Source organism: Cupriavidus sp. 05L310 (genome assembly GCF_056398185.1).
On sequence record NZ_JBFTOX010000007.1, the window covers coordinates 105,419 to 120,173 of the forward strand.

The 14,755-nt window shown below is 66.2% G+C and carries 12 protein-coding genes; 5 read left to right on the plus strand and 7 right to left on the minus strand.

Annotated elements, in window-relative coordinates:
- Positions 1 to 101 precede the first annotated feature (101 nt).
- On the plus strand, positions 102 to 2,969 hold the full coding sequence (locus tag AC1DS6_RS06505) for a valine--tRNA ligase (RefSeq protein WP_477102296.1): 2,868 nt from the start codon (positions 102 to 104) through the stop codon (positions 2,967 to 2,969).
- A 52-nt stretch (positions 2,970 to 3,021) separates the two neighbouring features.
- The gene (gene galU / locus AC1DS6_RS06510; RefSeq protein WP_441631587.1) at positions 3,022 to 3,900 is read left to right on the plus strand and encodes a UTP--glucose-1-phosphate uridylyltransferase GalU; all 879 of its coding nucleotides are present in this window, start codon (positions 3,022 to 3,024) and stop codon (positions 3,898 to 3,900) included.
- Between the two features lie 76 nt (positions 3,901 to 3,976).
- Here the strand turns inward: galU and AC1DS6_RS06515 are convergent, their stop codons facing one another.
- The 6 genes from AC1DS6_RS06515 to AC1DS6_RS06540 all read right to left on the minus strand — a co-directional run bounded on the left by AC1DS6_RS06515 (position 3,977) and on the right by AC1DS6_RS06540 (position 8,459).
- Positions 3,977 to 4,204 (minus strand): sulfurtransferase TusA family protein, encoded by a 228-nt coding sequence (locus AC1DS6_RS06515; RefSeq protein ID WP_011297045.1) that lies wholly within the window; start codon positions 4,202 to 4,204, stop codon positions 3,977 to 3,979.
- An 81-nt stretch (positions 4,205 to 4,285) separates the two neighbouring features.
- The gene (locus AC1DS6_RS06520; RefSeq protein ID WP_045236076.1) at positions 4,286 to 4,873 is read right to left on the minus strand and encodes an NUDIX hydrolase; all 588 of its coding nucleotides are present in this window, start codon (positions 4,871 to 4,873) and stop codon (positions 4,286 to 4,288) included.
- Positions 4,874 to 4,917: 44 nt separating this feature from the next.
- Positions 4,918 to 5,949 carry a threonine aldolase family protein gene (locus AC1DS6_RS06525; RefSeq protein WP_441631592.1) on the minus strand — a complete coding sequence of 344 codons (1,032 nt, stop codon included), beginning with the start codon at positions 5,947 to 5,949 and terminating at the stop codon, positions 4,918 to 4,920.
- 120 nt (positions 5,950 to 6,069) lie between these two features.
- Positions 6,070 to 6,258 carry a 4-oxalocrotonate tautomerase gene (locus tag AC1DS6_RS06530; RefSeq protein WP_035866483.1) on the minus strand — a complete coding sequence of 63 codons (189 nt, stop codon included), beginning with the start codon at positions 6,256 to 6,258 and terminating at the stop codon, positions 6,070 to 6,072.
- Between the two features lie 83 nt (positions 6,259 to 6,341).
- Positions 6,342 to 7,115 (minus strand): class II aldolase/adducin family protein, encoded by a 774-nt coding sequence (locus AC1DS6_RS06535; protein ID WP_477102297.1) that lies wholly within the window; start codon positions 7,113 to 7,115, stop codon positions 6,342 to 6,344.
- 123 nt (positions 7,116 to 7,238) lie between these two features.
- Positions 7,239 to 8,459, minus strand: coding sequence for a YbfB/YjiJ family MFS transporter (locus AC1DS6_RS06540; protein WP_477102298.1), 1,221 nt, complete (start codon positions 8,457 to 8,459; stop codon positions 7,239 to 7,241).
- Positions 8,460 to 8,654: 195 nt separating this feature from the next.
- On the opposite strand from AC1DS6_RS06540, the gene AC1DS6_RS06545 reads away from it, so the two are divergent.
- The 3 genes from AC1DS6_RS06545 (at position 8,655) to AC1DS6_RS06555 (ending at position 11,857) form a co-directional block, all read left to right on the plus strand.
- The gene (locus AC1DS6_RS06545; RefSeq protein WP_477102299.1) at positions 8,655 to 9,533 is read left to right on the plus strand and encodes a LysR family transcriptional regulator; all 879 of its coding nucleotides are present in this window, start codon (positions 8,655 to 8,657) and stop codon (positions 9,531 to 9,533) included.
- 105 nt (positions 9,534 to 9,638) lie between these two features.
- The gene (locus AC1DS6_RS06550) at positions 9,639 to 11,093 is read left to right on the plus strand and encodes an NfeD family protein (protein ID WP_477102300.1); all 1,455 of its coding nucleotides are present in this window, start codon (positions 9,639 to 9,641) and stop codon (positions 11,091 to 11,093) included.
- A 2-nt stretch (positions 11,094 to 11,095) separates the two neighbouring features.
- Positions 11,096 to 11,857 carry a slipin family protein gene (locus AC1DS6_RS06555; RefSeq protein WP_035866496.1) on the plus strand — a complete coding sequence of 254 codons (762 nt, stop codon included), beginning with the start codon at positions 11,096 to 11,098 and terminating at the stop codon, positions 11,855 to 11,857.
- Between the two features lie 155 nt (positions 11,858 to 12,012).
- On the opposite strand, the gene alaS is transcribed toward AC1DS6_RS06555, so the two are convergent.
- Positions 12,013 to 14,637, minus strand: coding sequence for an alanine--tRNA ligase (alaS, locus tag AC1DS6_RS06560; RefSeq protein ID WP_477102301.1), 2,625 nt, complete (start codon positions 14,635 to 14,637; stop codon positions 12,013 to 12,015).
- Positions 14,638 to 14,755: the final 118 nt, after the last annotated feature.

Consider the following 14,755-nt stretch of genomic DNA (forward strand, 5'->3'; position numbering starts at 1 on the left):
GCGCGCCCTCCACCCGCCTCCCCTATAATTTGACGTTTTCCCGGCGCGTTGCCCTTGCCCGCCTGGCCCGCAGAATCCGACGTAATCATCGACATCCGAGCATGACCGCCCAAGACCAGTCCCTTGCCAAGAGCTTCGAACCCGCCGCCATTGAGGCCAAGTGGGGCCCAGAGTGGGAGAAGCGCGGCATCGCGAAGCCGACCCTAGATCCGGACCGCCCGGACTTCTGCATCCAGTTGCCGCCGCCGAATGTGACCGGCACGCTGCACATGGGCCATGCCTTCAACCAGACCATCATGGACGGGCTGGCCCGCCACGCCCGCATGACCGGCGCCAACACGCTGTGGGTGCCCGGCACGGACCACGCCGGCATCGCCACCCAGATCGTGGTGGAACGCCAGTTGGAAGCGCAGGGTGTGTCGCGCCATGATCTTGGCCGCGAGAAATTCATCGAGAAGGTATGGGCCTGGAAGGAAGAGTCCGGCTCGACCATCACGCGCCAGGTCCGCCGCATGGGCGCCTCGATCGACTGGAGCCGCGAGTACTTCACCATGTCGCCGGAGATGTCCAAGGCGGTGACGGAAGTGTTCGTGCGCCTGTATGAGCAGGGCCTGATCTACCGCGGCAAGCGCCTGGTCAACTGGGATCCGGTGCTGGGCACCGCGGTGTCCGACCTGGAAGTGGAGAACGTCGAGGAAGAAGGCTCGATGTGGCACATCCGCTATCCGCTGGCCGAGCCCGATACCGTGCACGGCCTGACCCACCTGACCGTGGCCACCACCCGTCCGGAGACCATGCTCGGCGACGTGGCGGTGATGGTGCACCCGGAAGACGAACGCTACGCCCACCTGATCGGCAAATCGGTGCGCCTGCCGCTGACCGGCCGCGATATCCCGGTGATCGCCGACGATTACGTCGACCGCGAATTCGGCACCGGCGTGGTCAAGGTAACGCCCGCCCACGATTTCAACGACTATGCCGTGGGCCAGCGCCACAAGCTGCCGCAGTTGTCGATCCTGACGCTGGACGCAAAGATCGTCGCCGATGCGCCCGCTGCCTACGCTGGCCTGGACCGCTTCGAGGCGCGCACCCGCATCGTCGCCGACCTCGAGGCGCAAGGCCTGCTGGCCGAGGTCAAGAAGCACAAGCTGATGACGCCGCGCAGCGAGCGCACCGGCAGCGCCATCGAGCCGATGCTGACCGACCAGTGGTTCGTTGCCATGAGCAAGCCGGCGCCGGAAGGCACCTTCAATCCGGGCCGCTCGATTGCCGAAGTCGCGCTGGATGCCGTGCAGAGCGGCGAGATCAAGCTGATCCCGGAAAACTGGAACAGCACCTACAACCAGTGGCTGGAGAACATCCAGGACTGGTGCATCTCGCGCCAGCTGTGGTGGGGCCACCAGATCCCGGCCTGGTACGACGAGTCCGGCAAGTGCTTCGTCGCCCGCACCGAGGAAGACGCGCAGGCCCAGGCGCGCGCGGCCGGCAGCACCGGCCCGCTACGCCGCGAGGATGATGTGCTCGACACCTGGTTCTCGTCGGCCCTGGTGCCTTTCTCCTCGCTCGGCTGGCCTGCCGAGACGCCGGAGTTGCAGCATTTTCTGCCTTCGTCGGCACTTGTTACCGGCTACGACATCATCTTCTTCTGGGTGGCGCGCATGGTCATGATGACCAAGCACTTCACCGGCAAGGTGCCGTTCCACACCGTGTATGTGCACGGCCTGGTGCGGGATTTCGAAGGCAAGAAGATGAGCAAGTCCGAGGGCAATACCCTGGACCCGGTCGACCTGATCGACGGCATCGACCTCGACACCCTGGTCAAGAAGCGCACCACCGGCCTGCGCCGTCCCAAGGACGCGCCCAAGATCGAGAAGAAGACCAAGAAGGAATTCCCCGAAGGCATTCCCGCCTTTGGTGCGGATGCACTGCGCTTCACCTTTGCCTCGCTGGCCACGCTGGGCCGCAATGTCAACTTCGACACCGGCCGCTGCGAAGGCTATCGCAACTTCTGCAACAAGCTGTGGAACGCCACGCGCTTCGTGCTGATGAACACCGAAGGGCACGACTGCGGCATGGGTCCGTGCAGCCATGACTGCGGCCCCGACGGCTACCTGCACTTCTCGCAGCCGGACCGCTGGATCGTGTCGCTGCTGCAGCGTGTCGAGGCCGAGGTGGAGAAAGGCTTCGCCGAGTACCGCTTCGACAACATCGCCAGCGCCATCTACAAATTCGTCTGGGACGAATACTGCGACTGGTACCTGGAACTGGCCAAGGTACAGATCCAGAACGGCACGCCCGCGCAGCAGCGCGCCACCCGCCGCACGCTGTTGCGCGTGCTGGAAACGGTGCTGCGCCTGGCCCACCCGATCATCCCCTTCATCACCGAAGAGCTGTGGCAGAAGGTGGCGCCGCTTGCCGGCCGTGCCAAGGGCGACGGCAGCGAGACGCTGGCGCTGCAAGCCTACCCGCTGCCGGCCATGGCCAAGATCGACGAAGCCGCCGAGCAATGGACCGCGCAGCTCAAGGCCGTGGTCGATGCCTGCCGCAACCTGCGCGGCGAGATGAATATCTCGCCGGCGCAGCGCATTCCGCTGTACGCCGAGGGCGACAGCGCCTTCCTGACGTCGGCCCAGGCCTATGTGCAAGCGCTGGCGAAACTCTCCGAGGTCAAGGTATTCGAAGACCAGAATGCCCTGATGGCCGAAGGTGCGGGCGCTCCGGTGGCTATCGTCGGCGGCAACCACCTGCTGCTGAAGATCGAAATCGACGCGGCCGCGGAACGCGTGCGGCTGGCCAAGGAAATAGAGCGCATCAGCGCCGAAATCGGGAAATGCCGCGGCAAGCTCTCCAATGAGAGCTTCGTCGCCAAGGCACCTCCCGCCGTTGTCGCGCAAGAAACCCAGCGTCTGTCGGATTTCGAACAGACGCTGGTCAAGCTGCAGGATCAAATACAGCGATTGCCGGCATGAGCTTTGCGTCACCAGCAGGGCTATGTACACCGAAATGATAAGGAAACCTGATATGGAAACCCGTGTCACCAAGGCTGTCTTCCCGGTAGCCGGTCTCGGCACTCGTTTTTTGCCGGCTACCAAGGCGAGCCCGAAGGAAATGCTGCCCGTGGTCGACAAGCCGCTGATTCAGTACGCCGTGGAAGAAGCCATGGCCGCTGGCATCACCGAGATGATCTTCGTGACCGGCCGCTCCAAGCGCGCCATTGAGGATCATTTCGACAAGGCCTACGAGCTCGAGGCGGAACTGGAGGCCAAGAACAAGCAGGCCCTGCTCACCCTGGTGCGCTCGATCAAGCCGTCGCACGTGGAGTTTTTCTACGTGCGCCAGCCCGAGGCCCTCGGCCTTGGCCACGCCGTGCTGTGCGCGGAAAAGCTGGTGGGCGACGCACCGTTCGCCGTGATGCTGGCCGATGACTTGCTGGATGGCGAGCCCCCGGTGATGAAGCAGATGGTGGACCTGTACGGCCACTACAACTGCTCGGTGCTGGGCGTGGAAGAGATCGCGCCGGAGCAGAGCCGCTCCTATGGCGTGGTCGCCGGCCGCGAATGGGACGAAGGCGTGATCAAGGTATCCGACATCGTCGAGAAGCCCGCGCCCGAGAACGCACCGTCCAACCTGGGCGTGGTGGGCCGCTACATCCTCACGCCGCGCATCTTCGACCATATCCGCAATCTCAAGCCGGGCGCCGGTGGCGAGTTCCAGCTCACCGATGCGATCCAGTCCCTGCTCAGCCAGGAGCAGGTGCTGGCTTACCGCTACAACGGCGTTCGCTACGATTGCGGCAGCAAGCTGGGCTACCTGAAGGCTACCGTGGAGTTTGCACTCAAGCACCCGGAAGTCATGGACGAGTTCGGCGCCTACCTGCGCGCGCGCACCGACAACATCTGAAGCGCGGCCATCCTTGTCGCCATGAAAAAAGCCGCGAAAACGCGGCTTTTTTCATGGCGACGGCACTGAACCGGATTTAGCGCCTGCGCATGTAGAACACAAACACCTTGTCGACTTCCTGATGCGACAGCAGTTCGTTGCCGGTCTGCTTGGCAAAAGCCTGGAAATCGCGCGTGGCGCCGGGGTCGGTGGCAAGCACCTTGAGCACGTCGCCGCTGGCCATGTCGGCCAGCGCCTTCTTGGTACGCAGGATCGGCAGCGGGCAGTTCAGCCCCCGCGCATCCACTTCTTTCTGGAACTCCATTCCTCTCTTCCTTGGTTCAGGGCTTTCAGGGCCTGTCATGACCGTCGTGGCCACGGCAGCCATGCCTGCCTCTATCGATGTCTATGACCGGTATTGTAGCGAAATGCCCGGCACTCCCAAGCCATCGCGCCGGCGCGGATCGGGAATGTCCTCGCCGGTCTGGCGATCGAAGAAACGCACCGGATGCCCGCGCGAGGCCAGCCAGTCCGCCACCGCGAAGCCCGTGCCCGCCGACCAGATCCGCATGTCCTCGGGCGCCACCAGCTTGTAGTCGGCCAGCTCCTCCGACAGCGCGATCTCGCCGCTCGCCTGCACATGGTAGGCAATGATCAGCTCGTTCTTGCGCATGAACTCGTAGACGCCGATCAGCGATACCGATTGCGCGTCGAGGTTGGTTTCCTCCTTCAGCTCGCGCGCCACGCCCTGCTCCGGCGTTTCGTCACGTTCCAGGAAACCGGTCACCAGCGCAAACATTTTCTCCGGCCAGGCGGCGTTGCGCGCCAGCAGCAGCTTGCCTTCGTATTCCACCACTGCGGCAAGCACCGGCAGCGGATTGTTCCAGTGGACAAAGCCGCACTCTGGCTGAATGCAGGCATCGCGCTCGCGGCCGGAGTGCGGCAGCAATTCCAGCGGCGAGCCGCATTGCGGACAGTATCGGTAGACGGACATGCGGGGGCTCCTTCCTTTATGTGGTCTTGTTATGGTGGGCGCGTTCAGGCGCCGCAGGCAATGCGCATATCGGCCGCCAGCGCCTCGACGGTCTCCGGCTGCAGATCCCACGCGCACATGAAGCGGCAGCCGCCGGCACCGATAAAGGTGTAGAAGCGCCAGCCCTTGGCACGCAGGGCCTCGATCGCGGGAATCGGCAACTCGGCAAAGACCGCGTTGGACTCGGTCGGGAACATGATGCGCACGCCGGGAATGCCGGCGATACGCTGGTGCAGCAACTGCGCCATGGCGTTGGCGTGGCGGGCGTTGCCCAGCCACACGTCGTTCTCCAGCAAGCCCAGCCACGGCGCCGAGATAAAGCGCATCTTGGAGGCCAGCTGCCCGGCCTGCTTGACGCGGTAGGCGAAATCCTCGGCCAGCTTGCGGTCGAAGAAGACCACCGCCTCGCCCACCGGCAGGCCGTTCTTGGTGCCGCCGAAGCACAGCACGTCGACACCCGCGCGCCAGGTGATCTCCGACGGATGCACCCCGAGCGAAGCCACGGCGTTGGCAAAGCGAGCGCCATCCATGTGCACGCGCAACTGGCGACGCTTGGCGATGGCGGCGATGGCGCGAATCTCCTCCACCGTGTACACCGTGCCAACCTCGGTCGACTGCGTCAGCGACACCACCTTGGGCTTGGGATAGTGGATATCGGAGCGGCGCGTCACCAACGCTTCGATCGCGTCAGGCGTGAGCTTGCCGTTGGCGCCCGGCGCGGTCAGCAGCTTGGAGCCGTTGGAGAAAAACTCCGGACCGCCGCACTCGTCGGTCTCGATGTGCGCCAGCTCATGGCAAATCACTGAATGGTACGACTGGCACAGCGCCGACAACGCCAGCGAATTCGCCGCTGTGCCGTTGAAGACGAAGAACACCTCGCAGTCGGTCTGGAACAGATCGCGGATGCGGTCGCAGACTTTCTGCGTCCACGAATCGTCGCCGTAGGCCTGTTCGTGGCCGCTGCCGTTGGCTTCGAGGAAATACTTGAGCGATTCCGGACAGAAGCCGGCGTAGTTGTCGGAGGCGAAATGCTGCATGGGGAAATCCGTGGCGGGTGGCGAGGCGCGAGCCGCTGGCGTTGGGGCTTGTGGCCTTTGGCCTGGCGGCTGGCTGGTTTGAAGCTGGCTCCGGTCTGGCTTGCCGTGGCCTGGCGTGGCTTATTTCTTGTCAGCCCACAGTTCCCCGCCGGTGGCCCAGTTCTCGCGCTTGATGTCGGTAATGATGATATCCACGGCCGAGGCCGAGCAGCCGAGCGTTTCGCAGGTAACGCGGGTGACTTCCTCGACCAGCTTGCGCTTTTGCTCGATGGTGCGGCCTTCGAAGAGTTCTACATGGTAAGTCGGCATGGTTTGATTCCTGTTGTCTGGTTATATTGCCGGGCCTGGGGATGCGGGGTGGACGCGCATCCCGACCGACGGGCCCGGGTCCGTCAATCGCGGTACGAACCATCGATTCTATCCAGTTTGCGCAACAACGATGGCCATTCCAGCGCGCCTTCGACGGCGCCGTCGTCGTGAAGCTGCTCGGAAGCCCGTTGCGCCAGCGCGTGCGGCGGCTGCACGACCTGTCCGCCGGCCTGCGCGCCCAGCTGGATCTCGCACGCCTTGATGAGGGTCGCCATCAGCACATAAGCCTCGGCCACGGTCCGGCCCACCGTCAGCGTGCCGTGGTTGCGCAGCAGCATGGCGGGATGCTGGCCCAGCGAAGCGGTCAGCCGCGCGCCCTCGGCGGGCGTGAAAGCCAGCCCCTCGTAGTCGTGGCAAGCCAGGCGGCCATAGAAACGCATGGCATGTTGCGACAGCGCCAGCAGGCCGCAGGCCTGGGCCGATACCGACACGCCGGCGCTGTTGTGCAGGTGCATCACGCACACCGCATCCGGGCGCGCGGCATGCACCGCGCCGTGCAGCGCGAAGCCGGTGACATTGACGGGATGCGCGCTTTCGCCCACCACCTCGCCACGCCCGTTGATCTTGACCAGGTCGCTAGCGCGGATCTCATCGAAGGCAAAACCGAAGGGATTGATCAGGAAGTGACCGGGCTCGCCAGGCACGGTGGCCGAGATATGCGTGTAGATCAGGTCATCCCAGCCCTGCAGGGCGCACAGGCGGTAAGCCGCGGCCAGGTCGGCGCGCATGCGCAGTTCGGCCTGCGTGGCGGGCTGGGTGGCGCCCGCGGCACGGGCGGGCTGCAAGGCAAAGGACATGGACGGTCTCCTGCGCCGCCCCGCGCGCCGGTTCTGCCAACCGGCACCGTGGACGGCGAAGGCGATACTGTAGCGCAAGCCAGGTGCGGCGTCAGGGCGTCCCGCAACGGCCCGGCCCCGCCCTCACGCCGCGGCCGGGGTGGACTCCGTCCGGCTCATCCAGGCGAAGATCGCGCCCCCCAGCAGCAGGGCCGCGACCGCGCAGCACAGCGAAGCCGCGAAGCCGCCGCTGCGCGCCACCAGGGCCGTGGCCAGCGGCGGCCCGACGATCTGGCCGAGGCCATAGCTGGCGGTCATCAGGCCCATCAGGCGCTGCGCCTGCGCGCCCCACAGCCGCCGTGCCTCGCGCATGGCGAACGACACCAGCGCGTTGAAAGGCAGCCCCGCCAGCATGCTGCTGAGCGCGAAGCCGGCCACCGTCGGCCAGACCACCGCGATGGCCACGCCGATCGCCTGCATGGCATAGGTAAAGGCCAGCAGCCGGCGATTGTCGCGCTCCGTGCTGACGCGCGAGGCCACGAAGGCGCCGATGATCACGCCCACGCCGAAGATGGGCCAGAACAGGTCGGCCCATAGCGAGCCCGGCATGGCCTGGCGCGCGATCACAGGCAGGAAGGTGGCGGTAATGATGTAGCCGAATCCGGCCAGGCCATAGGCCAGCGTGAGCAGCCAGGTCTCGCGGTTCAGCCGCGGCGCCGGTGGCGCCAGCGCGGCCGGTCCGCCGGCGTGCGCGCCGCGCGGCGCCGGCGTGAAGATGTGCCAGGTCGCACCAACCAGCAGCACCGCGAGCACGCTGAAGGCCAGCCAGCCCCAGCTGGCTCGCCAGCCGGCACTCACCATGGCGAAGGCCGAGACACCAGTAAAGACAATACCGATCCCCGGCCCGCAAAAGATCACGCCGCCCAGCGGTGCCCTGCCCAGTTCGGCCAGCCGGTGCATGCACCAGGCCGAGCCGTAGACCATGACCAGCGCGCTGGCCACGCCGGCCGCGGCGCGCCACAGCCCCCAGGCCGCCATGCCGCCGGGGGCGGCCATGCCGAGCGTCAGCAGCACAGTGGCAACCAGCCCGCAGCGGACCATGCGCGCCGGATCGGGACGGATGAACAGGCAGGCCGCGGCGCCGGCGAAGTATCCCAGGTAGTTCAGCGTGGCGAGCCAGCCGCCCTCTCCCAGCGTGACGCTGCCGTCGTGCAGCATCATGGGCAGTAGCGGCGTAAAGGCGAAGCGGCCGATGCCCATTGCCACGCCCAGCGCCGCCAGGCCCGCCAGCGCCACGGCCCAGACTCCGGGCTGCGTACTAACCGGCGCAATGGCGCTGACAAGCTGACGGTCGGCGCTGCTCATCTACGCGCGCGCCCGGTGGCGGGCGATGGAGAGTGTCGAGTTCATGGCAGCATGCTACGCTCGGATCGGCAAACCAAAAAATGAATAATTGAGAACACAATCATCTTCATTCAAGATGATTCCGCTGCGTATGCGGCAACCAGCCGCTACCACCCGTCACCACCCGCTTCCGCCTACCTGTCAATGGAGATCGCAATGGACCTGGCCTCCCTGGAGATCTTCCGCGCCGTGGTCGAGGAAGGCGGCGTCACGCGCGCCGCCGCCCGCCTGCACCGCGTGCAATCCAACGTCACCACCCGCATCCGGCAACTGGAAAGCTCGCTCGGCGTCGAGCTGTTCCTGCGCGACGGCAAGCGCATGGTGCTGACGCCCGCCGGAAAAACCTTGTTCGACTACGCCCGGCGCGTGCTGGACCTGGCCGAAGAAGCGCGCCAGGCTGTACTGCCAGCCAAGCCGCAAGGCCGCCTGCGCATCGCCTCGATGGAAAGCACGGCGGCCAGCCGCCTGCCCGCCGTGCTGGCTGCCTATCACCAGGCCTGGCCGGATGTGCAGCTCGAACTGGTGACCTGCACCACGCGCCAGGCCATGCAGGCGCTGGCGCGCTTCGAGGTGGACTGCGCCTTTGTGGCCGAGCCCCTGGATGACCCCGCGCTGGCGTGGCTGCCCGCGTACCAGGAGGAACTGGTCCTGGTCGCGCGCGAGCGCCACGCGCCCATCCACAGCGCCGCCGACCTGGAAACCCGCACCATGCTGGCCTTCGAATCCGGCTGCAACTACCGCGCGCGGCTGGAAGCCTGGTTTGGCGCCAGCGACAGCCTGCCGCGCCGGGTGCTGGAGCTCGGCTCCTACCACGCCATCATTGCCTGCGCCGCCGCTGGCATTGGCGTGGCCATTGTGCCGCGCTCGGTACTTGGCCTGTACCGCGACCTGCCCAAGATCAGCATCCACGGCCTCGGCCCGGCCGGCCAGGTCTGCACACTGCTGGCCTGGCATCCGGCCATGGCCAGCACCGCGCTGGGTGCGCTGGCCGACACGTTCCGCGCGTCGCAGCCTGGCCTCGCCGCGGCGGCCTGAGTCCATTCGCCACGCAACGCGGCTGGCGCACACCGGCAAGATGTGCCCGGTCGCCTACACTGGAAGTGGCGCCGCGTTTGCACCCCTCGTGCCGGCGTCACTGCCATGAAGCATGCCCAGATGCTCTTTCGATGGCTTGCCGCCGGCCTCTTGCTAGCCGTTGCCGCGGCCGTGGCCACGCCCGCCACGCCAGCCAACGCGCAGGCAAGCGCCCCTGAGCCGGCGTCCACGACCGCCCCCACGGCAGCCAGCATCGCCAATGCCACGGCGCCCGTCGTCGTGATCGCCCTGAAAGGCGCGGTCGGCCCGGCCAGCGCCAGCTTCATCCTGCGCGGCATGACGCGCGCGCGCGAGGCCGGCGCCCAGTTGATCGTGCTGGAGATGGACACGCCGGGCGGGCTGGACCTGTCGATGCGCGAGATCATCCAGGCCATCCTGGCCTCGCCGATACCGGTGGCAAGCTATGTCTATCCAGGCGGCGCGCGCGCGGCCAGCGCCGGCACCTACATCCTCTATGCCAGCCATATCGCGGCGATGGCGCCGGGCACCAATCTTGGCGCCGCCAGCCCGGTGCAGATCGGCATCGGCGGGCCGCAAAAGCCGGAAACCACACCGGCCTCGGCGCCCGCGAGCGCGCCGCCGCAAGACGTCATGGAGCGCAAGCAGATGCATGACGCCTCGGCCTATATCCGCGGCCTGGCGCAACTGCGCGGGCGCAATGCCGAGTGGGGCGAGCGCGCGGTCCGCGAGGCGGTCAGCCTGTCTGCGAATGAAGCCGTGACGCAGCATGTTGCCGATCTGATCGCACCCGACCTGCCCGCCCTGCTGCGCGCCGTGGATGGGCGCCGCATCCAGGCGGCCGGTGCGGAGCGCGTGCTGCGCACCGCGCAGGCGCCGGTGCAGGTGCTGGAACCGGACTGGCGCGACAACTTCCTGGGGGTCATCACGGATCCCAGCGTGGCGCTGATCCTGATGATGGCCGGCATCTACGGCCTGATCTTCGAGTTTTCCACCCCGGGCATGGTGGTGCCCGGCGTAGGCGGCGCGATCTGCCTGCTGCTGGCGCTGTTCGCGCTGCATATGCTGCCGGTCAGTTACGCGGGGCTGGGGCTGATTGCACTGGGCATCGGCTGCATGGTGGCCGAGTTGTACCTGCCGACCTTTGGAGCACTGGGCGTGGGCGGCATCATCGCCTTCATCTTCGGTGCGGTGATGCTGATCGACACCGACGTGCCCGGCTTCGGCATTCCGCTGTGGCTGATCGGCAGCCTGGCCCTGGCCAGCGCGCTGTTCCTGTTCGCGGTCTGGACGCTGCTCTGGCGCGCGCGCCGCATGCCTTCGATCAACGGCGGCGATGCCTTGATCGGTACGCCCGGCGTGGTGCTGGAAGACCTCTGGGACGATGGCTGGGCCGAAGTGCGCGGCGAACGCTGGCAGGTGCACAGCGCCATGCCGCTGGCGCGCGGCCAGCACGTGCTGGTCATCGGGCGCCACGGGCTGCTGCTCGAGGTACGGGCCACGGACGCGGCCCCGATTCAATCATCCACCCAAGGAGCTTGATCATGGCATTCGGATTCAGCGCAGGCGGTCTGGTCTTCCTGATAGCCCTGCTGATCGTTTCGTCCATCCGCGTGCTGCGCGAGTACGAGCGCGGCGTGGTGTTCATGCTGGGGCGCTTCTGGAAAGTCAAGGGGCCTGGGCTGGTGATCCTGATCCCGGCGGTGCAGCAGATGGTGCGTGTGGACTTGCGCACGGTGGTGATGGACGTGCCGCCGCAGGACGTGATCTCGCGCGACAACGTGTCGGTCAAGGTGAACGCGGTGGTGTACTTCCGCGTGATCGACCCGGAGCGGGCCATCATCCAGGTAGCGAATTTCCTCGAAGCCACCAGCCAGCTGGCGCAGACGACACTGCGCTCGGTGCTGGGCAAGCACGAACTCGACGAGATGCTGGCGGAGCGCGAGCAGCTCAATATCGATATCCAGAAAGCGCTGGATGCCCAGACCGATAGCTGGGGTATCAAGGTGTCCAACGTGGAGATCAAGCACGTCGACCTCAATGAATCCATGATCCGCGCCATCGCGCGCCAGGCCGAGGCCGAGCGCGAACGGCGCGCCAAGGTGATTCATGCGGAGGGGGAATTGCAGGCTTCGGTGAAGCTGCTCGAGGCGGCGCAGATGCTGGCGAAGGAGCCGCAGGCAATGCAGTTGCGCTACCTGCAGACGCTGACGCAGATCGCGGGGGACAAGAGTTCGACGATCGTGTTTCCGCTGCCGATCGACATCCTGACGCTCGTGGGGAAGCTGAGCCGCGAGTCGACGTAAAAAAAGGCGCCGGGGGCGCCTTTTCGATGCTGCGGGGATTCAGACTCCTGCCGGTTTGCTCCCTCTCCCCCTGAGGGGAGAGGGAGAGACAGCCGTCGTCATGGCAGATGGTTTTGGCCCAGCCAGTCGGCTTCGTTTCAAGCCTCGGCGTTGCCTCAGACCTTGGCCGCCACCCACTCGCCGACGCCAGCCAGCGCCTTGGGCAGATTGGCCGGCTCCGTGCCGCCGGCCTGCGCCATGTCCGGACGGCCGCCGCCCTTGCCGCCGACCTGCTGCGCGACAAAGTTGACCAGCTCGCCGGCCTTGACCCTGCCAGTGGCATCGGCGGTAACACCGGCGATCAGGCTGACCTTGCCGTCGGCCACGGCGCCCAGCACGATGGCCGCGGTGCCCAGCTTGTCCTTGAGCTTGTCCATGGTCTCGCGCAGCGTCTTGACGTCGGCGCCGTCAAGCTGGGCTGCCAGCACCTTGATGCCCTTGACGTCGATGGCCTGCGCCGCCAGCTCGTCGCCCTGCGAGGCGGCCAGCTTGCTCTTGAGGCGTTCCAGCTCCTTCTCCAGCGCGCGCACCTGTTCCTGCACCTGGCCGATACGCGGCACCAGCTCGGACGGTTGCGCCTTGAGCGCGGCGGCGGCTTCGTTCAGCTTGGCGTCCAGCGCCTGCAGGTAGTGCAGCGCGTTATCGCCGGTGATGGCTTCGACGCGGCGGATACCCGCTGCCACGCCGCCTTCCATCACGATCTTGAACACGCCGATATCGCCGGTGCGGGTCACGTGGGTGCCGCCGCAAAGTTCCTTGGAGCTGCCGATCGACAGCACCCGCACGTCGTCGGCGTACTTCTCGCCGAACAGCGCCATGGCGCCGCTCTTGACGGCGTCGTCGAAGGGCATGACTTCGGCGCCGGTGGCCGCGTTCTGCAGGATCTCGGCGTTGACGATTTCCTCCACGCGGCGGATCTGCTCGTCGGTCATCGCGGCATTGTGCGAGAAGTCGAAGCGGGTCTTGTCGGCATCGACCAGCGAGCCCTTCTGCTGCACGTGGCTGCCCAGCACTTCACGCAAGGCCTTGTGCATCAGGTGGGTGGCCGAGTGGTTGCGCACGGTGCGCGCGCGGCGCTGCGCATCGACCTGCGCGGTGACGCTGTCGCCCACCTTGAGCGCGCCGCCCGCCAGGATGCCCTGGTGGCCGAACACGTCGGCCTGCACCTTGGTGGTGTCGGCCACGGTGAAGACGGCATCGCCGTTCTTCAGTTCGCCCTGGTCGCCGGCCTGGCCGCCGGACTCGGCGTAGAACGGCGTGTTGTCGAGCACCACCACGCCGGTCTGGCCGGGCTGCATGGTGTCCACGGCGGCGCCATCCACATACAGCGCGGTGATCTTCGCGCCGTCCACGCCCAGCTTCTCGTAGCCGTGGAAGGTGGTCTTGTCGCCCTTGTACTCCAGGCCGGCCGCCATCTTGAACTTGCCGGCCGCACGGGCCTGCTCGCGCTGGCGGTTCATGGCCGCGTCGAAGGCGGCTTCGTCCACCGTCAGTTCCTGCTCGCGGCACACGTCCTGCGTCAGGTCCAGCGGGAAGCCAAAGGTATCGTGCAGCTTGAAGGCGAGTTCGCCGTCGAGCACCTTGCCACCCTTGAGCTTGATATCGGCCAGTGCGGCATCGAGGATGGACATGCCGTTCTCGATGGTCTCGAAGAAGCGCTCTTCCTCGGCCTTGAGCACTTCCACCACACGCGATTCGGCCTCGGCCAGCTCCGGATAGGCTTCGCCCATCTGCGCCACCAGGTCGGCTACCAGCTTGTGGAAGAACGGCGTCTTCTGGCCCAGCTTGTAGCCGTGGCGGATGGCGCGGCGGATGATACGGCGCAGCACGTAGCCGCGGCCTTCATTGCCGGGGATCACGCCGTCGACGATCAGGAAGGCGCAGGCACGGATGTGGTCGGCGATGACTTTGAGCGAGTTCTGGTTGAGGTTGTCGGTATGGGTCTCGCGCGCGGCACCCTTGATCAGCGCCTGGAACAGGTCGATCTCATAGTTGCTGTGCACGTGCTGCAGCACCGCGGCGATACGCTCCAGGCCCATGCCGGTGTCGACGCAGGGCTTGGGCAGGCGCGGCATATTGCCTTGCTCGTCCCGGTTGAACTGCATGAACACCAGGTTCCAGATCTCGATGTAGCGGTCGCCGTCTTCCTCCGGCGATCCCGGCGGGCCGCCCCACACTTCCGGGCCGTGGTCGTAGAAGATTTCCGAGCAGGGGCCGCAGGGGCCGGTGTCCGCCATCTGCCAGAAGTTGTCCGAGGCATAGCGCGCGCCCTTGTTGTCGCCGATGCGCACGATGCGCTCCGCCGGCACGCCGACTTCCTTGGCCCAGATGTCGTAGGCTTCGTCGTCTTCCGCGTACACCGTGACCCACAGCTTCTCGGCCGGCAGCTGGTAGACCTTGGTCAGCAGCTCCCATGCGTACTGGATGGCCTCGCGCTTGAAATAATCGCCAAACGAGAAGTTGCCGAGCATTTCAAAGAAGGTGTGGTGACGCGCGGTGTAACCCACGTTCTCCAGGTCGTTGTGCTTGCCGCCGGCGCGCACCGAACGCTGCGACGAGGTCGCGCGGGTGTAGGGGCGCTTGTCGGTGCCCAGGAACACGTCCTTGAACTGCACCATGCCGGAATTGGTGAACAGCAACGTCGGATCGTTCCCCGGCACCAGGCTGGACGAGCGGACCACGGTATGGCCCTTCGATTCGAAGTACTGCAGGAACTTGCTGCGGATGTCGGAGACTTTCATGTTCTGGGCAGGGCGTCCGGCGGCGTGGCAGGGCGCTGTCGGTCAAGATGGAGGATTTGCAAACCATTGATTATACGGGGAAGCCCCGCCGCGCGGCAGCCCGCCGGGGATTCGTCGC